This is a genomic window from Streptomyces sp. NPDC001393, from assembly GCF_053597455.1.
Genome location: NZ_JBSFIH010000037.1, coordinates 1 through 18,781 on the forward strand (window position 1 = coordinate 1; position 18,781 = coordinate 18,781).

Annotated in this window: 15 protein-coding genes and 3 pseudogenes; 10 read left to right on the forward strand and 8 right to left on the reverse strand. The window is 68.0% G+C overall.

Annotation, left to right across the window (positions count from 1 at the left end):
- The first annotated feature begins 685 nt into the window (after nt 1-685).
- From ACWC2T_RS30990 to ACWC2T_RS31030, 9 genes and pseudogenes are all read left to right on the forward strand, one after another.
- Complete coding sequence (locus ACWC2T_RS30990) at nt 686-817, forward strand: hypothetical protein (protein ID WP_450673653.1); 132 nt, start codon at nt 686-688, stop codon at nt 815-817.
- A 230-nt stretch (nt 818-1,047) separates the two neighbouring features.
- Complete coding sequence (locus ACWC2T_RS30995; RefSeq protein ID WP_450673654.1) at nt 1,048-1,449, forward strand: DUF6507 family protein; 402 nt, start codon at nt 1,048-1,050, stop codon at nt 1,447-1,449.
- On the forward strand, nt 1,449-3,668 hold the full coding sequence (locus tag ACWC2T_RS31000) for a hypothetical protein (RefSeq protein ID WP_450673655.1): 2,220 nt from the start codon (nt 1,449-1,451) through the stop codon (nt 3,666-3,668). The genes ACWC2T_RS30995 and ACWC2T_RS31000 overlap by 1 nt, the downstream gene beginning before the upstream one ends.
- Nucleotides 3,669-3,695: 27 nt before the next feature.
- Nucleotides 3,696-4,151: a hypothetical protein gene (locus ACWC2T_RS31005; RefSeq protein ID WP_450673656.1), complete on the forward strand. Its 456-nt coding sequence runs from the start codon at nt 3,696-3,698 to the stop codon at nt 4,149-4,151.
- 488 nt (nt 4,152-4,639) lie between these two features.
- Nucleotides 4,640-6,076: a DUF6177 family protein gene (locus ACWC2T_RS31010; RefSeq protein WP_450673657.1), complete on the forward strand. Its 1,437-nt coding sequence runs from the start codon at nt 4,640-4,642 to the stop codon at nt 6,074-6,076.
- A 130-nt stretch (nt 6,077-6,206) separates the two neighbouring features.
- Nucleotides 6,207-6,452 (forward strand): annotated as a pseudogene (locus ACWC2T_RS31015) (DUF6308 family protein); the annotation flags it as partial.
- Between the two features lie 79 nt (nt 6,453-6,531).
- On the forward strand, nt 6,532-6,906 hold the full coding sequence (locus ACWC2T_RS31020) for a hypothetical protein (protein ID WP_450673717.1): 375 nt from the start codon (nt 6,532-6,534) through the stop codon (nt 6,904-6,906).
- Between the two features lie 468 nt (nt 6,907-7,374).
- On the forward strand, nt 7,375-8,241 hold the full coding sequence (locus tag ACWC2T_RS31025; protein ID WP_450673658.1) for an immunity 49 family protein: 867 nt from the start codon (nt 7,375-7,377) through the stop codon (nt 8,239-8,241).
- Between the two features lie 183 nt (nt 8,242-8,424).
- Nucleotides 8,425-8,901, forward strand: a complete 477-nt coding sequence (locus ACWC2T_RS31030) for a hypothetical protein (RefSeq protein WP_450673659.1) — start codon at nt 8,425-8,427, stop codon at nt 8,899-8,901.
- A 468-nt stretch (nt 8,902-9,369) separates the two neighbouring features.
- Here ACWC2T_RS31030 and ACWC2T_RS31035 read toward each other — a convergent pair whose 3' ends face one another.
- From ACWC2T_RS31035 to ACWC2T_RS31070, 8 genes and pseudogenes are all read right to left on the reverse strand, one after another.
- Nucleotides 9,370-12,222, reverse strand: coding sequence for a BTAD domain-containing putative transcriptional regulator (locus ACWC2T_RS31035; protein ID WP_450673660.1), 2,853 nt, complete (start codon nt 12,220-12,222; stop codon nt 9,370-9,372).
- Nucleotides 12,223-12,267: 45 nt separating this feature from the next.
- The gene (locus ACWC2T_RS31040; RefSeq protein WP_450673661.1) at nt 12,268-12,717 is read right to left on the reverse strand and encodes a Tad domain-containing protein; all 450 of its coding nucleotides are present in this window, start codon (nt 12,715-12,717) and stop codon (nt 12,268-12,270) included.
- Nucleotides 12,714-13,094: a TadE/TadG family type IV pilus assembly protein gene (locus ACWC2T_RS31045; protein ID WP_450673713.1), complete on the reverse strand. Its 381-nt coding sequence runs from the start codon at nt 13,092-13,094 to the stop codon at nt 12,714-12,716. Before ACWC2T_RS31045 ends, ACWC2T_RS31040 begins: the two co-directional genes overlap by 4 nt.
- A gap of 50 nt (nt 13,095-13,144) precedes the next feature.
- Nucleotides 13,145-13,558, reverse strand: coding sequence for a TadE/TadG family type IV pilus assembly protein (locus ACWC2T_RS31050; protein ID WP_450673662.1), 414 nt, complete (start codon nt 13,556-13,558; stop codon nt 13,145-13,147).
- Nucleotides 13,559-13,561: 3 nt separating this feature from the next.
- Nucleotides 13,562-13,759, reverse strand: a complete 198-nt coding sequence (locus tag ACWC2T_RS31055; protein WP_450673663.1) for a hypothetical protein — start codon at nt 13,757-13,759, stop codon at nt 13,562-13,564.
- Nucleotides 13,760-13,804: 45 nt separating this feature from the next.
- Nucleotides 13,805-14,704 (reverse strand): type II secretion system F family protein, encoded by a 900-nt coding sequence (locus ACWC2T_RS31060; RefSeq protein ID WP_450673664.1) that lies wholly within the window; start codon nt 14,702-14,704, stop codon nt 13,805-13,807.
- A complete protein-coding gene (locus ACWC2T_RS31065; RefSeq protein ID WP_450673665.1) occupies nt 14,701-15,615 on the reverse strand; it encodes a type II secretion system F family protein in 915 nt (304 codons plus the stop codon). The genes ACWC2T_RS31060 and ACWC2T_RS31065 overlap by 4 nt, the downstream gene beginning before the upstream one ends.
- Nucleotides 15,615-16,430 (reverse strand): annotated as a pseudogene (locus tag ACWC2T_RS31070) (CpaF family protein); the annotation flags it as partial. The pseudogene ACWC2T_RS31070 and the gene ACWC2T_RS31065, both read right to left, overlap by 1 nt.
- Between ACWC2T_RS31070 and ACWC2T_RS31075 the strand changes: the two are divergent.
- A pseudogene (locus ACWC2T_RS31075) lies at nt 16,430-18,486 on the forward strand (C-terminal helicase domain-containing protein); the annotation flags it as partial. The pseudogenes ACWC2T_RS31070 and ACWC2T_RS31075 overlap by 1 nt on opposite strands.
- Between the last annotated feature and the right edge of the window lie 295 nt (nt 18,487-18,781).

An 18,781-nucleotide genomic window follows, 5' to 3' on the forward strand; every position in this document is an offset into this window, starting at 1 on the left:
AGCACGTGAAGCCTCTGGTGGACACGGTTCTCTTGGTCGAAAACCCATCTACCAGGGGCTTCACCATGTTGTCAGCCCAACTACCAGGCTGCAGCAGCAGGTTGGAAAAGGCTCATTGTCGCTGCATACGGGGACGAGGATTCAGCCTGACAACCTCCGAATGCCCTTCCAACCTGCGCACTTTGCCGTCAGTAACCATTGGCACGATGTGTTACCACCGGATGTGAGCCAGAGCCATTGGCTGGACAGACCCTAGACGAAGCAGGCGAACAAGCTGTTGCCGAAGACCGTCACGAGTTCCTCGGAGGGCTGTCGGCCAATGGTGCTACCCGGTAGACGTTGCGGTGCCCGGCAGCGGCCGGCTGACGGCCACGACGAGCCGGGTGTCGGCATCGATGACGAACCGCTTTTGTTCGCGGGTGTGGTGATCGTCGCGATGGTCTGTGCGGGGTGTGTGGGGTGGTCTTTCAACACGCATCGGCTGATCGGGAAGAGTCCTTACGGGACTTCTGTGCCTCCGCCGACCGCACCCTCCGCGCCAGCGCCCGGACAGGTCACTGGAACACCGCAGCCGGCGGTTTCGGCGCGATGACAGGTTCGGACGGGCCCTGGTCCGCCGCGGCCACCGCCACCAGCTCATCCAGACCGCCCTCTCACCCGAGCCCGAGCCCACTCTGGCGCCAGCATGATCAAGGACATCATCGTGCTCACCGAGAAGACGCCCGCCCCCGCGACGCTGCTCGCCGCCTTGCGCACCGGCGGCTCCGACCTCGGGATCCCGGGCTGGCCTCTTGTCTGGACATATGGCCTGACCTAGTTGGATGGCGTATGCGGCAATCCTCGCCCTCGCGTTGAATCCGTCACGCCGAAGAGGTCACCGGCTACCGATCCCAGAACGGTCGCTGATCGGTTCGAGGCGCCTTTGGCTTGAAGCGTGTGGATGCTGCAACAACCGATCTGATAGGGATGAATGTCCTGTTGTCAGTGGCGCGTGCGATGCTGAGCAGCGCTGAGGGAACGTATCTGCAGTAGAACACGGGGGTTGACGTGACGGGGTGGGACATCAGTCCCAGCGGGGTGGAGTCCATTCTGTCGTTGGTGGGTCTTGCGGCCGACGACTTGAGCAAGGACATCAAGGGCTACGGAACGAGTGTCCAGGACGCCGCGGAGTCCGCGGGCACGATCAGCGGCCCGTACTGCGGTGGCCCGCCGGTGGGGCCGGTGGGTGCCGCGGTCGCGAACTTCGTGTCCGACACCGAGAGCTCGATCAAGTTCATGGCGGCCCGTATCAAGAAGACGATGGACGGGACGCTCAAGGCCACCGGCGAGTACATCGACGGTGATCTGGCGATGGCCGCCCAGGCCCAGCGTGACGCTGCCAAGGTGCCCACCCCGGCCGAGCTTCGGGCCGTGGGCGAGCAGACCAAGCACCACGGGGGCGGGGCGTAGTGGACATGATCGAGCCGGGTGGGATACCCCAGTACACCGGCGACTTCGGCACGTTGTCCAAAGCAGTCACCGAGCTGCGCAAATACGCGATCGGCATCCGTCACGCCGGCCAGGACGTCCACTCACGCTTCCAGGCGACGGGCGCGTTCTACAAGGCGCCGGAGGCGGACCAGCTCCTGTCCTCCACCCAGCCGGTGATGGACACGGCGGACGAGTTCGCCGGCCACATCGAGTCCCTCGCCAACGCCCTGGACACCTTCGTCGCCGAAGCGAAGCCGAATGCGGACCGCTTGAAGCATCTGAAGGAGAAGGCGATCGCCTTCGTCGACAGCGTCGAAGGCGACGACGGCTGGACCAAGGACCAGCACAAGGTCGACGAGCACCAAGCCCTCATGCACGGCGTGGCGGAAGCCGTCGTGGGCTTTCAGAAGGCGGAGCACAACGCGGCGGTCAAGATCGGCGCCATCAGCCCGGCGATGTGCCGCCCCGTCGGCGACGAGGGCAGCACGTACGGCATCAGCGTCGTAAAGCTCGAGTCCATGCCCGACCTGCCGTGGGGCACTCCCGTTGCCCGCACCTACGACCGCTGGAGCCTGGACTGGTGGGGCCACGGTATCAAGAGCTGGGCGTGGGACGGCATCGTCAAAGACAGCCTCTGGGGCGGCTTTGTCGGCCTGGGCACCTTCGAGGACAACCTCCTGGGCGTCAACGGCTCCGACGCACAGCACCAGACCTGGGACGGCCTCAAACGCACCATCGTCGGTGCCTACGCCTACGGCATGGACGAGGTCGGTCTGGGCGACCACCTCTCGGACTGGCAGCGGGACAGCAAGGCGTACGCCAAGGAGTTCGGCAAGCAGTTCGTCGCCTACGACGAGTGGCACAAGGACCCCGCCCGTGCCCACGCCGTCGCCAGCTTCAACATCTTCACCATGGTGGGGGGCGCCGGTGGGGCGCTCGCGAGGCTGGGCGAGCTGGGCAAGCTTGGCGCACTGGGCAAGACAGGCAGATTCGTGGAAGCCGCCAGCACGGTGGCGAAGGTCGGAGGTGCCCTGGATCCGATCTCCGGCGCCGCGAGGGCGGCGAGGGCCCTGTCCGACCTGCCGAAGGTCTCCGAGGTACTGACCAACGTCAGCGAACACCTGCGACTGCCGAAGACGAGGTTCCCCGACGGCGCCCTGGACGACCTCAGCAACCGCTACAGGGTCGACAAGAACGGCCGGCTCATTCCGATCAACGCCGACGGCACGCCCAACCTTGCCGAGGCCCTGCACGAGCCTGCCGCCGCTGACCGTGGCGGCGAAGCGCCACTGAGCCACGCGACGTCAGATTCGTCACGCGGCGCAGCGGATACGTCCGCCCACTCCAACCGATCACACGAGTTGGTCGGAGCCGGTGCCCGGGCAGAACACACCGCCGGCTCCGCACGCACAAGTGAGCGGACACCGGGGCAGGCAGGCGGATACGCCAGTGGTCACGCTGCATCGTCCGAAGGCTCTTCCACCAGAGGTGCCGGTGCAGAACCGGTCAGCCGGCGTGGAGCGGGTAGCGGAGCAGGAGGTCATGGTTCCGGAGGAACGGGGCCTGGCCCTCACGGATCGGCATCCGACGACGGCTCCGCCCACCATGACGCTGGCGATGAGCACACTGGACATGATTCACCCGCTGACCCGGGCAGCCACTCGTCCGATCCACACCATCACAACGTCTCTGGCGCAGAACCGGATTACACACGCCGCGCGCTCCCACCGGGTACGGCTGACAGAACTCTGCACGAGATGCGGCGCATGCGTCACAGCCGGGAAAGGTACAAGGGGGCAGAGGACTACGTCCGCAAGATTGCGGGCGGCGCACCTGAGCGACACTATCGCGTGCCCACTCATGACCACCCCTACTACCCTGTAAAGGCGCCAGGAGGCCGAAATGTCGATGTCCCAGTGGACATGCCTGGCGACCGTACTCTGGCTGTGGAGGTAAAGCATTACCTGGAATGGAGGACGATCAAACTCAAGGGTGGCGGCACGCGTCGGGTGAGGGGTGAAGTCCCGCTCAACGAAGGTATCATTGAGCAAATCAACAAGGATCTCACGCTAAGACGGCTGAACCCAAGGTTCGATCCACGCTGGGTCTTCCTGCATGCACCTCCGTCGCAAGCGCTGAGAAACTACCTCATACATGCCCACATCATCTTCATCGAGTTCGGACCAGCCCCCAAGTAACCGTGAAAGCCGCGAAAGGAACATAGCGTGGTAAACGCAGATGAACCCGACCTCCAGGGCTGGAGCGAGGAGAGGCATCGGAACGCCATCGACATTGCGGATATGCTCGGAGTGCCCCCCGAAATTTACGCAAGTGACCCAACAGGGCTCATCCCGGCCTTGGACGACTATGTGTCCCGCGCTCCTCTGAGCGAATTCGAGGAGTCCGACTGGGTGACTCTGCACTTGGACTTGGCGTCCTACGTCGCCGACTTCCTCATCCATAAGTACGGTGCGCGCTGGATGGTCGCGGATGATCCCACTGGGCCGGTTGGATTCCGCTATGTCATCGAGGCAACTGGACTCGACGGACAGACCCGTCGGGTCGACCCTATCGATGTCGTAGCCAAAGAATTCGCTCACCGACCCATCGAAATCGTCCGGATACTGGCCAGCGCAGAGCTCACCTTGAACCTCGTTCCCCAGGCTGATGATGACGAATGAGCAGGGCGCGAACCCCAGCACGGCAGTGAGGGCCTGCCAATTCTCGACCAAACTTCAATAATTACCTCTCGACGACACAGAAGCCCGCGCGGAGCAGCTCGAAGGAGCTCTTCCCAAGGGCATGGTGTGATCATCTCTAACTCGTGACTGGACTTGGGAAGTCACGCCGAGCGCTGAAGGTATCCGCCTCATTCGAGTAACGGAAACGGCCGAAGCGGTCCGAAACGTCCTGGCCACACACGCAAACAGCTGCTGGCGAGTCGGCATTCGAAGCGGGCGCCGAATGGCACCTACGCCTGCGGGCCGCCCATGGCCAAGGGCTCAGTGCGCTCGCCGCGCTCTCGTGGGTGGCGCAGCGCCCGCCGCGCCCCGAGATCGGCTTGGTCACCGTGGACGCCCCTCAAGAAGCCCCGTCCCTGGACGCCCTCGAAGAACTCTCGGGCCGGTACTGAGCGCCGGGCGCCGTCCCCTCTGACAGAAAGCAACACATGCCCCAGGACGTCATCGCCCTCACCCCGCAGATGCCGGACATCAAGACGCTGCTGGCCGCACTGCACGCCGGCGGGCCCGACTTGCGCGTGAACCAGGCAGGCGGAGGATCCGTCGCCCAGTTGCGCACAGACGACGGAAAGCTCCTGGTCTCCGTGGAGGCCCCGCGCTACCTGCAAGTGCCGGGCGAGACAGAGCGGCTGCTGGGACCCGGTACTCAGACAGAGGGACCGGTGTGGTGGACCGAGGTGCGGGCTACCACCGGCATCGCGGAAGCCAGGCGGCTCGCCGGCTCCGTGGCGGGGCGGCTGACAACGCTGCTCGGCGGCACAACATGGCCGCCGGAAGCCGCCCATACCGACGTCGTGACCGTCCCGGCCACGGGTGAGGTGACAGTCCAGCCCGCTGACGTGGACGTACTGGCCGATGTGGATGTGCAGACTGACAAGAGCGTCGTCGTCATCTACGACCGCCCGGTCGTTGCCGCCACGACATGGCTGACCGAGGCAGTGCGAACGGCCGCACAGAGCCGACGCGAGCTGTACATCGTCACCTCTCCCCATACCCGGCTGAGCCTGCCCACCCGCACCGTGCTGGAGCGCATACCCGCACGCTGGGTCGTACGCCACCCCGAAAACGGCTACTACGACGGCCTCTCCGGAGCCGTACTGCGCTGGCACGACGGACGTTTCACCCCGGCTGCCGCCAACGGCCCCTGGATCGCAGACGCCTTCCAACCCCCGCTCGGCAAGGGCGGTGACCGGCAGTTGCTGCTGTCCATCCGCACCATCCGCCCCGCCCACGAGCACGTGATACTCGGTGGCGCTCTGGAGGACGCCTGGCAGACCCTCACCGGATCGCCGCCGGCCGGATGGGCCACTGCCGAGCCCATCAACGTCCCTTGGCTGCCATGGCAACTGACCGACCTGGCCCGCAACCGCGCCCGCCAGTCCCAGCCCACCTGGGCCGTCGCCGTAGGCACCGCCGACCGCCCCGCGATCGCCGCCTTTCGCATCGCTCACACGCGAGACGGCGTAGAGGAGCACATCACCCTGGCTCTCGGCTACGCCGCCGACGAGCGAGCACCGATCGAACTGCTGCCCCAGCTCGCCGAGTCCCTCGCGGCCAAGCACAACCTCGCCACAATGATCAGCGAACTGCGTGCAGCGCGCGCGGACCTGACCACACCGGCCCACTACGAACCACCGCCGATCCCGATCTCCCTCACCCTCGGCCCCGACACAGTGGCCGAACTCGGCACCAGCCATGCCCACAACGCCCTGCCGGACAACGCCCCCACCCAACTCGGCCCGGCCACTCACCCCGCCCTGCACTACCCCCTCGGCGACGGCACCGACCCCGCCGCCTGGCAACGCCTGCGACACATCAACGAGCACCTCGAGCGCAAAAGCAGGGCGGCTGCTCGGCCATCCTGAATTCGCTGCGCCCACGGCGCAACAATCCAATTCCTCTGCGCAGGGTTGTAGCTGTGAGCCACGGTTGGCCTCCACCGGTGTACCGTGCACCACACCGATCACCACTGGCAGGGCACCGGGGGGCTTCGCGGTGACCGCACTGAACATCCCGGAGATCTACTGGGACGATGAGAACGCCGTAGGTCTGCTGGTGGAGTACTTCAACCGTCGGCGCACAAGCGGCGGCCTCTTCCACTCCGGCGCGCACTTCGAGCGCCTGGGTGGGGGCGGTGACGGCGAGCACGTCGCCGACCGCTTCGACACCAACGACTTGGTGGCCATCACCATGCTCAGCGTTTCCCTTGAGCCGCACGGGGCAATCAACTTGCTCGCCGATCCTGTCCGGTCTCTCGGAGCTGCGGGAAGCCGCCACCACACCGATGCACCTGGCCGAACGGACTCCTGCCGTTTCCTTCATGTGCGCCTCACGTCTGCTCGATCTCCGCGAGGACGACGTGTGCGCGATCTCCCACTACGGGGTCAACTTCCTGAAGGACAGGGCGCTCCGGTTCATAGAGCCCGGCCAGGACATGTGGTGGCTGTTCCCTGTCTTCCAGGTCAGCCAGGGCGACTACCGGTGGCCGGCGGAGCACGTGAACCTGGACCAGGCCACGGACCTGCTGTTGGGCGCTGCCGTGGCGTCGGCGTACGACGACGTCCTGCACGGCACTGGCCCCGTCGCCTCCGATCACCTTTCCCGCGTCCTTTTCGAGGACCGAGCAGAGGCCGAAGCGCTCAACAAGGTCCTCATGGACTCGACGGGCCTGGACTTGGGCTGGCATCCGGTCTGACCCCTGGATGCACAGGACGCATCACCGTCACTCGCCCTCCTATAGACGGTTCAGGTCGACCGATTGCAGCCACTGTACCGAGCCTTCGGGCCTCGCACGCAGACATGTAGGCGAGGTCCTCGAGGGACGTGCCTCGTCAGAGCGGGTCGACGACGCCGTTCTGGTCGCCTCGGAGCCCGTGGGCAACGCGGTCAGGCACACAGCCAGCGGTCCGGACTGCATGTGCGTGGAGGTCTACCGGGAAACGGCGGTGCTGCCGTTCCACGACGCGGGACGGGATGTGTCCAGGGTCCGGGCCCGGTCCGCGGAGAAGTCGCAGGATGAGCTGACGGACAGATGAAGTCCGACATGGGGTTGACGACCCTGTCGCAGCCTGGGGAGAGCTCCGCCGGCTCAAGTAACGACCTGGACACCCTGATCAGGTTGCTGATCCAGGAGATGCAGATCCCCTGACAGAGAGGAGGGCACGTGGTCATCCGCATTCCCCGTCACGATTTCCCCGTGGACAACGTGGACAAGGCCATGGAGCCGATTATCCGGGGCGCTGAAGAGGCACTATCTGAGCTCGAAACATCGGAGTTCGACCGTTTCGATGCTCTGGATTACGCCTTGACCCTGGCCAAGTGGTCCTGCCTGACGGATCCTGCGGTAGGGGAATTTGCGACATGGGAGGTGTGGGTCAGAGCCATGCAGGTCGGTTCGGGCCTGTTCATCTCGGGCGCTGCCCCGGAAGGCCCGGTGCCGTGCCGTATTGGGCGAGACGGCGAGATCAAGAACCTCCCGGCGACCGGCCCTCAGGAATACCTACACGCGGGTAATTGGCTCACTTCATACTACCTGGCCGTTATCTGCCGCGAAAACGAGCGCCTCGAACAACTGGCCCGCGTGCCCATCTCATTTCTTCGAGCATCCGGGGTGGAATTCGATGAGTACATCTATGCGTGGGTGGAGACCCTGCAGAACGCCTGGTTCGGCCGCCGCGAGACCTGGGACACCCTCGCCGCCGCCATCAACGGCACGGACCCTGCAGCACCCCACATCGCCAGTGCCGAACTCATGCTGAAGATCCTCTACCCACCGCTGGAAGTCTTTCACCGCTACCAGCGGCAAGAGCCCGAACCGTTCAACAAGGCCCTGGCAGATGCGCTCACCTGGCACCGCGAGTACTGGACTGCCGACCAGACGCGAGCCAAGAGCGGGGCGGGGCTCGTGGCTCTGGGACCGCTAGCCATCGCCTGTATGGCGTTTGATGCGGACATCCCGGTCGAAACCGAGTCCAAGTACCTTCCCAAGTACCTCTTGGAGCGTAGGTGGGTCGGCGAATTCCCCACCTGATCGGCTTGGTCTGCCGCAGCATACGGCTGAACGGGCGCCACTTGCCGATGCACCGCTTCAAGCACAGGCTCAGGCAGCTTCACTGCTGCCCGCACCTGGTCGACAGATGCCTCACTGCCACCAGCCCCGACGGCGGGCGGCTTGCCCGACGTCGCGCACTCAGATTCAGTAGCCTGAGTGACTGTGGCTGACATATTTGAGCTCGCGCTGGCGTTGGACCTGCGCGACGAGTTGTCGGTGGAGGATCTCGCCGAGCTGCGATGGCATCTCGGAACGGGGCCCCAGCCGGAGACACTTCGCATCGTGACGGAATTTCCAGTCGTGGTAGAGGACCAACAGGGAGAGTTCGTCATCGAGGATCACCCTGAGCCCCTTCTGGGCCAACACGGCGAAGGCTACAAGGTCGGGGGTGCGCTTATCTCGGTGCTGCTGCGCCGACAGGACGCAGGGCCTGACGCTTGGGCGTTGACCAGCCGGCAGGAGATCCATCCGGACGATTTCGAGCGCACTGGTGAACTCCTCAGCTGGCTCGCGGCCAGGGCCAGCGAACGGCACCGAGACTCCGACGGCAGCGTTGGCCTGGGATGGATCCGGTTTCACGAAGAGCGCCGGCCCGAGCCACTGGTTGTGCGTGACGGTACGGTCGTTTGGCCGTCGTAGATCCGCGTCCACGCCGTATCTTGGTGTGATGGGGGTGGCGATAGAGGTACTGATCGTGGACTGGCCACGTGTAGAGGCAACAGCGCCAGGCGATCGTGAAGACCTGCTGACCGATGCCGCGTTCTGCCGCCGTCGAGAAGAAAGGTCCGTTCTACGAGGCCCTGGGCATCACTATCAGCTACGAACACGCAACGAGGACCGCGACCGTAAGGTCGAGGCCCTCGTCACCGTATCGTCAATCGTTGTCGTTGTGTCCGAGGGGCAAGACAGATGGCTGATAGCGGAAATACGCATCACGGAGCCCTGCACGGCGGTGACCTGCGCCGGCGTGCAGGGCTCCGTCGTGCCACCGCGTTGCCCGTTGTCCGGCGATTGTCGTCTGGTGCCCAAGCGCCGATACCGGACAACCGTGAGCCCGCTAGAAAAGTCCGTGTCGGGGCCAACGCCACTGGCGGGTGAGCTGCGTCTTTACCTCATCTGCCGGCTCCGGATACGGGGTGCGATGAGGGCTTGAGTGGCCGGTTCTGGTTCGATGCCAAGCTCGGCGAGGTGACGCGTGAGGCGGATGTAGGTGTGCCGGGCGGCGTCGTGGCGTCCGGCGGCTTGGTAGAGGCGGATGGTGTGCTGAGCGAGGCGTTCGTGGTCGGGGTGGACGGTGCCCAGGTGTTCCAGTAGTGCAAGGACTACATCGAGCTCACGCGGCGTGGCGCCGGCGCGTTCGGCTTGGCGGGCCAGGCGGAGGGCGGCGTCGGTGGCCTTCATAGTGAGGTGTTCGCGGACCGTGTCCGCCCACAGGTAGTCACTGCCGTGGGCGAAGGGGCCTCGGTAATGGGACAGGGCGTCGCGTACGGCGGAGAGGGCATCGCTCCGTGCTTCTTCCGTATCGGATGCGGAAAATGCCTCTTTGAGGCTGCGACTGAACTCCGCCAGGTCAGTTTCCACGAGTTCTGGATTGAGTTTGTGGAGTTCCCCTTGCAGCAGGATGAACTCCTGCGCCGTGATGCCGGTAGCGGCGCGCAGGGCGCGTCTTACGGCGCGGCGCAGGTTTTTGAGTGCGTTCTGGTCGCTGCCGGGGGCGAGGTGGAGTTTGTCAGCGATGTCGGAGGCGAGCAGGCCCGTGGGGTGGGCGGCGAGGAGGGCGAGGAATTCGTGGACTTCCGCCCGCAGGTTGGTGCCGACGGGGTCTTGGTGGCCACGGGCGTAGAGGGTGATGGGGCCGAGGACGTGAAGGCGTACGGGCTTGGTCTGTGCCGGTCGCGTGGGCTCAACCGCATCCGGGTGCAGGATCTCGACCGAATGCGGGTGCGTGGGCTCGACCGCATCCGGGTGCGGGGGCTCGTCGTCCGCCGGAGGCGGGGTGGGGGTTTCATGTTCGGAATCGGGGCGCGGGGCTTGGGTCGGGAGAACGCGCAGGCGGGGGCGCTGGCCGTGGGCGGTGAGGAGGACCTCGGTCACGTCTCGTCCGGCCTCGGGCGTGAGGTGGAACAGCCTGAGTGTCCCGGGTACTTGACCGTGACCTTCACTGGTGACGGTGCCGTCGTCGGCGATGTGCCATGAGCTGGAGCCGGGCAGCATGGTGCCCAGGCTGAGGACGATCAGGGTTCCTGGTCTGCTGCGCGAGGCCAGCGCCTGCAGCTGTCCCGTGTGGGCCGCGTCAGGCGTGGCGAGCAGGAGCAGGGGGCCCGGCTCGGTCTCCGGAGCGGAGTGTGGGCTCGCCTGCAAGGTTGCCGCGGGCGCGGTGTCCTGCTCGTCGTGTGCGCGGGCGTGGGCGATCAGGTGCTGTTCTGCGTATCGGATGGCGTCTGCGAGGTCGGCGCTCTGGGTCAGGGCGCTGAACTCAGCGGGCAGTCCTGGCAGCAAAGTGTCTGCCAAGTCCTGGGGGACGACCGCCGTGACGCGTGGTGGCCCGGGGCGGCGGCGTTCAGCGGCGGTGAGCACGCCGACCAGCAGGGCGCGGGCGGCGCCCTCGGCGCCGGGACCGGTCCAGGCGCAACCTCCAGTCACGGCCAACTCGTCGAGGGGGACCTCGGCGTCTTCCCGTACGCCGATGGTGACCGTGCCCGGGGTAAGGGGCTGCTGGGGAGGGGTGCGGCGGGGGGCCAGGAGGTGGGCATCGGCTGGCTGGCGGGGCCGGGTTGCCGCGTGGGCGGCCTGTGCGGCCTTGTCCACCAGCGGGCTCAGAGCAGGTACGTCCGTCTCCTGGCCGGGCCCCCGCCGGCGGTGTTGGTGCCAGTACCAATAGCGGCGTGCGGCCAGCAGGCCGGCCGCCGCGGTGATGCCGATCAGGCTCGCCTCCCCAAAAGTGATGGCAGCGGGACCTTGTGGGGCGGAGGGTTTTGCGGTCGTGGCCTCGTCGTGCCGATCGGACTGTGCGGGAGTGTGTTGGCCAGCCTCCTGTCGGCCAGTGTCCTTGCGGTGGTCGAGGGTCGGCGGCGCTTGCGCCGGTGCGGGCTCGGAGGGCTTCGGGGGTGTGGTAGCCGGTGCCGGACCTGTCGGGGCGGGAACAGATGCCGGCGGCGGCGTGGCGGCCCCGCTGGCGGGGATCGTCAGTTGCCACCCGGGCAGGATCAGGTCCGGGTCGGTGAGCCGGGCTCCGTCGCCTTGGACGCGGTCCTTGTTCAGCGCATAGATGCGCGGCCACTTGAGAGGATCGCCCAGGTGCATGCGCGCGATATTCCACAGGGTGTCGCCTTCGACGACCGTGTACTCAATGTGCCGGACGGCCTCAGCCTCTCGCGCCTGTCCGGGCAGTGTGGAGTGTGTCGTAGTGGAGTTGGTCGTCGTGGCGCGCGCCGAGGCTGGTTTGTCTGCGGCCCGATGCCGGGTCGAGACAGGGATGAGAGGGGCTGTCGCGGCGGTGTGCGGCCGTACGTCTCCCGGGGAGAAGGGCTTCTGGGCACTGGCCGTTTCGGGGCGCCAGAGCCCGATTAGTGCGACGACGAGGGTGCCGATGCACAGCGCGGCCAGCGAGCCCTTCACCGATAGGGCAGCGACGTGTTCATGGTGTGCGTGGCGGTCGCGCAGCAGCTGCGGAAGGTGGGTGACGTACCAGATGGTCTCGCGGACCACGGTGTAGGCGAAGCCGGCCCAGCACGCCCAGCCCACGACGGCCAACAGGCTGATCATCAAGGGGTCGCTGACCGGCTGCGTCAGCCGTTGCCCGACCTCGCCGAGTGAGGAGATGTGTTCCGGCCAGGGCACACCGGTGGCTCGCCATAGGACGTAGGGCATTCCGGCCAGCAGGGTGAGCGTGACGGCCAGGGTCCCGGTGGCCGTGGCGGCAGCTGTCAGGCGCTGGGGCAGCTGCGGTGGGTGTGTCATCGCCGGTTCGCTCTCGTCTGCGAGTGGATGGTGAGGTGAACGGTCCTATGGGGTGGTGCGTTCGGCGTGCGCGGTGCTGGTCGCGTGCATGGTGAGGGTGCGCAGGCCGATCAGTTGCAGGATCTGGGTGCGCTGGTGGTGGGTGACATGGACGGTGACGGCTTCGCCCTGGACGGTGGCGGTGGCGCTGTCTCCGGTGGAGGCGACGTATGCACGGGCCGCCGCTGCGGCCTTGTCGCGTACAAGCCGGACCTCTTCGCCGTGCCGAAGACGGCCGATGTCCAGTTGCTGGGCGCCGGTGCGGGCGGCTTCCTGCGCCACATCCAGGGCCTGGGCCTTGCCGGCCAGGGCGAGGCCGCCGTCGACCACGATCCCGGCGAACAGCCACAGTGCGGCGAAGACGCAGACGACGAACGCGGTGACCTGTCCTCGGTCGTCCCCGGCCGGCAGCCGAACACGGACCTGAGTCAGATGTTCTCGCAGTCGTCGTTTCACGGGGTGCTCCTGAAGGTGTCGACGACGGAGAAGGCTGTGTCGGCCAGCGTCACGTGGCCAGGCGGCCCGGTGTGGGTGAGGTGGCCCAGATCGGCGGTGCAGGAGACGCGTGCCGTCACGGTGGCGCCCGGTGTAAGTCCGCCGGTGGCGAGGCGGACGCTCGGGCGCGTGCAGGAGGCTCCCGCCTCGCGCACTGCCGCGTCAGCGGCACGTTCGGCCTGGGTGTGGGCGTCCTTGTCGGTGCGGGCAAGGGAGGCGGCGCGGGCTGCTTGGTGGGCGGCGTCCGCCACGACCAGGCGGACATCGGCGAGCAGGCCGAAAGCCACCACGACCAGGAACACGAGGACGAGCAGCGGCGTGACGAGCACCAGCTCCACCGCCGCCGAACCCCGCTCTGCGTCGTCGCGTGTGCGGCGTACCGCCCCGGTCAAGGCTGGCCTCCGGTGGGTGTGGTGATCCGTTCCGTGGGACCGGAGGCGGTGCCTGCGGCGTGCAGCACGAGCCCCGGGACGGGGAGTACGCGGATCACCGTTCCCTGCACGCGCACGGTTGTGTGGGTGACGGTGCGCTCAGCGGTCACGGACGGCGCGGTCAGAACGCGGCTGCCCAGTGCTGCGAGGCTGCGTCGCGCCTGAGCCCGGCCGGCCGCCGCGGTGCCGTTCTCGGTGCGCGCGGCGGCCAGGGCCCGCTGGGCGGCGTACTGGGCGATGTGCCGTGCGTGCCAGACCAGCGCGAACTGCACCGCGAGCAGCGCGATCAGCAGCAGGGCCGGGACGACGAGCACCAGCTGGGTACTCGCCGCCCCGTGGTCGCCGCGCAGTCTGCGACGGAATGTGGTCACCGTTTAGCCGCCCAGGTCGATGCTGTTCGCCTTGGCGGTGACCTTGGCGACGATGATGCCCACCACGGTGAGGCCCAGGATCGCCAGCAGGGCGGTGACGACGATGGTCTCGGTGGTGTAGCCCGCGTCCGAGCGGGCCTGTCGGCGGAGTTCGGTCAGGTGCGCGCGTACCAGGCGGGCCAGGATGTCGAGTGGGAACATGGTGGTGCTCTCTCTACGGGGTTCGTACTCGTAAGGGTGGGCGCTTCAGGTGATCGACATGACGTGGGCGAGGGCCGGGTAGCCGATCAGCAGCAGGAACGCGGCGAACAGGCCGACCACGGGTAGTGACATCCGCTCGGTGGCCGCCTGGGCGGCGCCGTCGGCCTCGGAGATCCTCCGCCGGCGCATCGCCCGCGCCTTCGCTCCGAGCGAGCCGCGGATCTTGGCGCCTTCGCTTCCGGCGAGATTGAGCGTGGAGGCCAGCTCCGTCAGTTCCGTCACGTCCAGGTGGCGTCCCAGATCGCCCAGGTGGGACCAGGGGCTGGTGCGGGTGAGCTGGGCGATGTGCAGGGCGTGCCGTAGTCTCGCCGCCGCCCATCCCTGGGGTGCGGCCACGGCTTGGGCGAGGGCCTGCTGGATTCCGGCGCCGCCGGCGAGGGCGATCACCGTCAGGTCCAGGACGAGGCTGAGGGTGTGGCGCATCTCGCGGCGTCGCCGTGCGGCCTGCTGGCGTACCGACAGGTCGGGGGTGAAGAACAGCACGACGGCCAAGGCGAGGGAGCCGGCCAGCGGCACCCACCAGCCCGCCCCGATACCGGCCTCCAGACGCAGCAGGAGCGTGGCGGCCCACGGGCCGACGAGTCCTGCGGCGGCGCAAACCGCCTTGCCCGCCAGATGCCGTTCCTCATCCGTGTCGCATACGGCCAGGTCCGCGCGCAGCGAGGCGCTGGGGAAGCCCAGCGCCCGCACCAGCGGTACGGCACATCTGCCCAGCCGAGTGGCCCACTCCACATCACCCGCCTCGCCCGTACGTGAAGCCGTATGTGGAACAGGGGCGTTGAGTGCGGTGAGGACATCGGCGAGTGCGGGCCGGGGTGGGCGCAGGCCGTAGACGAGGGCGGTTGCCCCGGCGCCGAAAAGGGCGCCGAGCAGCATGACGATCACCGTGCGCCTCCCGGTTCGGTACCCGCCGTGGTGCGGGAAGCGGTCGGGCTGATGAGCCGCACGGGTTCCTCGATGCGCCCGATAACGCTCAGGTAGGTGAAGCTCGCGGCGAACAGGGCACCCACCACGGCGAGCACCACCTGCCCGGTCAGCGAGTCGAAGGGGTCCATGTAGGGGCGGTTGAAGACCACCAGCCCCAGCACCATGCCCAGAGTGACGCTGACAGTGACGCGCACTCCGGTACGTACGCTCGCCCGTCCGGCGTCGATGCGCTGCCGCATGGCCACCTGCTCGCGCACCGAATCGGCCAGCTCCCCCAGCAGCGGCGCGAGGTGACTGCCCTGCTGCTCGGCCGCCATCACGAGCGCGGCGACCACGACATCGGCCAGTGGGTCATCGGCCTCCTGCGCGAATGCCCGCAGCGCGGTCGGCAGGGGATGCCCGGAGCGGACGGCGGCTGCCAGCTGCCGCATCTCGGGTTCGAGCACGGCCGGGGCGATGTCCGTGGTCGCCAGCACCGCCTGCTCCAGACCTGCCGCGGCGGAGAGGGTGTCGCGCAGCATCTCCGTCCAGGTGGCCAGCGCCTCCATCCGCTCCGTACGCCGGGTCGCGTGCCGGTCCGGGCCGAGCAGGCCAGGAAGGGTGAGCACGGCGATGGTGGTCAGTACCGCCGCTACCGGCCATGTCGTCAGCGTCCCGGCGACCGCCCCGGTCGTCACCGCGATCACCACGCGCCGCGTGGTCCAGTCCGCAGGCAGCCGCGATACCAGTGCACGCCACAGGCCGGGCCGCTGCTCTCGCGCCGCCCGCCGCACAGCGCCGTAGCCGATGGCCACCAGGCCGAGCCCGAACACCGTCCCGCACGCGACCGCGACGCCCGTCGAGGCAGCGGGGCTGAACAGACTGTTCATCACGCCGCTCCCCACCACTGGTAAGCGGCTTCCCTAGCGTCCAGCCCGGCCGCGACAAGGTCGTTGAGGGTCTCGGTACGCGGTGGAGTGGCGGGCACGGCGCGCCCCTCCGCGCCCGGCCGGTAGACCTCGTTGGAGACGATCTGTGCACCGTCCGCGTCGATGACCTCGCGCACCGAGTCGATGACGCGTCGGCCTGCGGCGTCCCAGCCCAGATGGACGACGAAGTGGACGGCGGAGGCCACCATCAGGTTCGTCGCCTCCAGCGTGAGGCGTTCCGGGGATTGCGGAGCGTAGGAGGCGAGTTTGGTGAACACTCCGCGCGAGGTGGAGGCGTGGATGGTGGACAGCGACCCGTCGTTGCCCTGGCTCATGGCGTTGCACATCGGGATGACCTCGGCTCCGCGGATCTCCCCAACGATGACCCGGTCCGGGGACATGCGCAGCCCCCACCGCACCAGCTCCGCCTGGTCGATGCCGCCCTGTCCTTCGATGTTCGGCTCGCGTGCCTGCATGGCCACCACGTTCGGGTGCGCCGCCGGGTCGGCGTCCAGGCCGAGTTCGAAGGTGTCCTCGATCGTCACGAGGCGTTCCTCAGGCGGGATCTCGTGGGCGAAGGCTCTGAGCACCGTGGTCTTGCCGACGTTGGTGCCGCCGCCGATCACGACGTTCTTGCGCGCCCGCACCAGCGCCCGCAGGAATCCCGCGAGCTGCTCGTCGCACACGCCCAGCCGCACCAGCTCCGCCATCGAGGTGGCAGGGAAGCGGTGACGTCGGATCGTCAGCGACACCCGTCCGGTGACCGCCATCACCGCACTTCGTGGCCCGCAAGCGCGCGGACGTACGCCAGTACCTCACCAAGGAGGACGGCCTGGCCGACGACTCCCTTGCGGAGCGGACCGCGTTCCCCTCGGACCGTTACTTCAAGGACGAGACGTACAAGCTGTCCCCGGAGTACCGGGCCCTGCTGGACGACGCGATCGCCTACGCGAGCGAGCGGGTGGAGGAGGCAGACGGCCGGGGCCGGAGGGAGGCCCGAATAGCGTGGTGGTCGGCGATCGCGCTGCTGCGCTCGCTGGTGTCGTCCCCGCGGGCGGCGGGGCAGACACTGCGCACGAGGTCCGCGGCGGCGGTCGCGTCCTCGGCGGAGGAGGCCGACAAGCTCGGTGCCCCGCTGAACAGCGACGCGGCCGACAGCGACTCGATGGAGGGCATGGACGTAGCGCCGGGCGCCGAGATCGAGGCTGACGATCGCGCTCGCGCCTGGCCGAACTCGCCGACCGGGCGGAGGAGCTGGAGGGTCCCGCGCACGACCTCAAGCTGAAAGCCCTGATCAAGCACCTCAAGGGCCTGCTCGCCGAGGGCTACAACCCGATCGTCTTCTGCCGCTACATCCCCACGGCCAAGTACCTGGCCGAGCAGCTGGCGAACGACCCGGAGACCAAGAAGCGCGGCCCGCTGGGCGCCAAGACCGTCGTCAAGGCGGTCACGGGCGAACTGTCGCCGCAGCAGCGCATCGACAACATCGAGGCACTGGCGACGGAGGCCGGCGAGGACGCCGCCGCGCGCCGGGTGCTGATCGCCACCGACTGCCTGTCGGAGGGCGTGAACCTCCAGCACTACTTCGACGCGGTGGTCCACTACGACCTGGCCTGGAACCCCACCCGTCACGACCAGCGCGAGGGCCGCGTCGACCGTTACGGCCAGCGCCGGGACGAGGTCCGCGTCATCACCCTGTACGGCGAGGACAACGGCATCGACGGCAAGGTCCTCGAAGTCCTCATCAAGAAGCACCGCCAGATCAAGAAGGACCTGGGCATCTCGGTGTCGGTCCCGGATGAGCTGTCCACGGGTGTGACGGACGCGATCGTGGAGTGGCTGCTGATGCGCGGCCGCGAGAACGAGGACGCCCTGTTCAGCGCGGACGCGTTCAAGGTGAGCACGGCGCAGCTCGACAGCGACTGGAACTCGGCGGCGGAGCGGGAGAAGGCGTCGCGTTCGCGGTTCGCGCAGCGCTCGATCCACCCGGAGGAGGTGGCCCGGGAGGTCGCCGCGATCCGGGATGCACTGGGCGGTACGGGCGAGGTGAAGACGTTCGTACGGGAGGCGCTGGGCTCGCTGGGCGCGGTGCTGCGGGGAGCCGACCCGTCGGAGGACTTCACGGCCCAGGTGGGCGGTACGCCGGCGGGCCTGCGGGACGCGCTGGCGACGGCCGTGGGCGCGGAGGTGATCGAGCAGGACCGCCCGATCCCGTTCCGGACGGACCCGGCGGTCGCGCGGGGCGAGGCGGCGCTGGTGCGCACGGACCCGGTGGTGGGCGCGCTCGCGTCGCACGTCCTGAACGCGGCGCTGGACACCCTGGCGGACGGCGCCCGCCCGGCACGCCGCTGCGGTGTGGTGACGACGGACGTGGTGACGACGCGGACGACCCTGCTGCTGGTCCGCTACCGCTTCCACCTGACCCTGCCGTCGCGCAGCGGCGAGAAGCAACTGGTCGCGGAGGACGCGAGGCTGCTGGCCTTCGAGGGCTCCCCGAAGAACGCGGTATGGCTGCCGCAGGAGCGTGCGGCGGCGTTGCTGGACGCGACGGCGTCCGAGAACACCGACCCGCACTTCGGCGAGCGCATGATGAAGCGCATCCTCGACCAACTCCCGGAAGGGAACGACTACCTGGAGACGTACGGCGAGGAACTGGCCGCCGAGCTGGACTCCTCGCACCGCCGGGTGCGGCAGGCCTCCGGCGAGATCGTCCGAGGCCTGTCGGTGACGGCCCAGAAGCCGGCCGATGTCCTGGGCGCGTACCTGTACCTGCCCGCCAACCCCTCCGCCTCCTCCCTTGCCCCTGCTGCTGTCTCTGGAGCGTCCGCCTGATGTCCGCCACGACCCGCAACCAGGTGTTCACCGCCGTCCACACGGTAGGAGGTCTGCTGCCGGCCGACATGCTGCTGCGCATCTCTGAGGGCAAGGACGTCCCGGGTTCGAAGCCGGCCGACTACGGCCTGCCGTCGTCGCGTTCGGTACGGGACGAGGCCGAGCGCAGCTGGGAGTACCTGAAGCCGCTCTGGCGCGAGCTGCGCAAGCACCTCCCCGAGGACCGGGAAACGGGCCTGCCCGCCACTGACCCGACCGGCCGTGCGGGCGCCGACTGGCTGGCGCCGCTGTGGCG

What these genes read in the sequence shown, in the direction of transcription:
- ACWC2T_RS31020 (WP_450673717.1), top strand. Translation starts at nt 6,532, where the DNA reads ATGTGCGCCTCACGTCTGCTCGATCTCCGCGAGGACGACGTGTGCGCG.
- ACWC2T_RS31010 (WP_450673657.1), top strand. Translation starts at nt 4,640, where the DNA reads ATGCCCCAGGACGTCATCGCCCTCACCCCGCAGATGCCGGACATCAAG.
- ACWC2T_RS31055 (WP_450673663.1), bottom strand. Translation starts at nt 13,759, where the DNA reads ATGTTCCCACTCGACATCCTGGCCCGCCTGGTACGCGCGCACCTGACC.
- ACWC2T_RS30990 (WP_450673653.1), top strand. Translation starts at nt 686, where the DNA reads ATGATCAAGGACATCATCGTGCTCACCGAGAAGACGCCCGCCCCCGCG.
- ACWC2T_RS31035 (WP_450673660.1), bottom strand. Translation starts at nt 12,222, where the DNA reads ATGACACACCCACCGCAGCTGCCCCAGCGCCTGACAGCTGCCGCCACG.
- ACWC2T_RS31065 (WP_450673665.1), bottom strand. Translation starts at nt 15,615, where the DNA reads ATGAACAGTCTGTTCAGCCCCGCTGCCTCGACGGGCGTCGCGGTCGCG.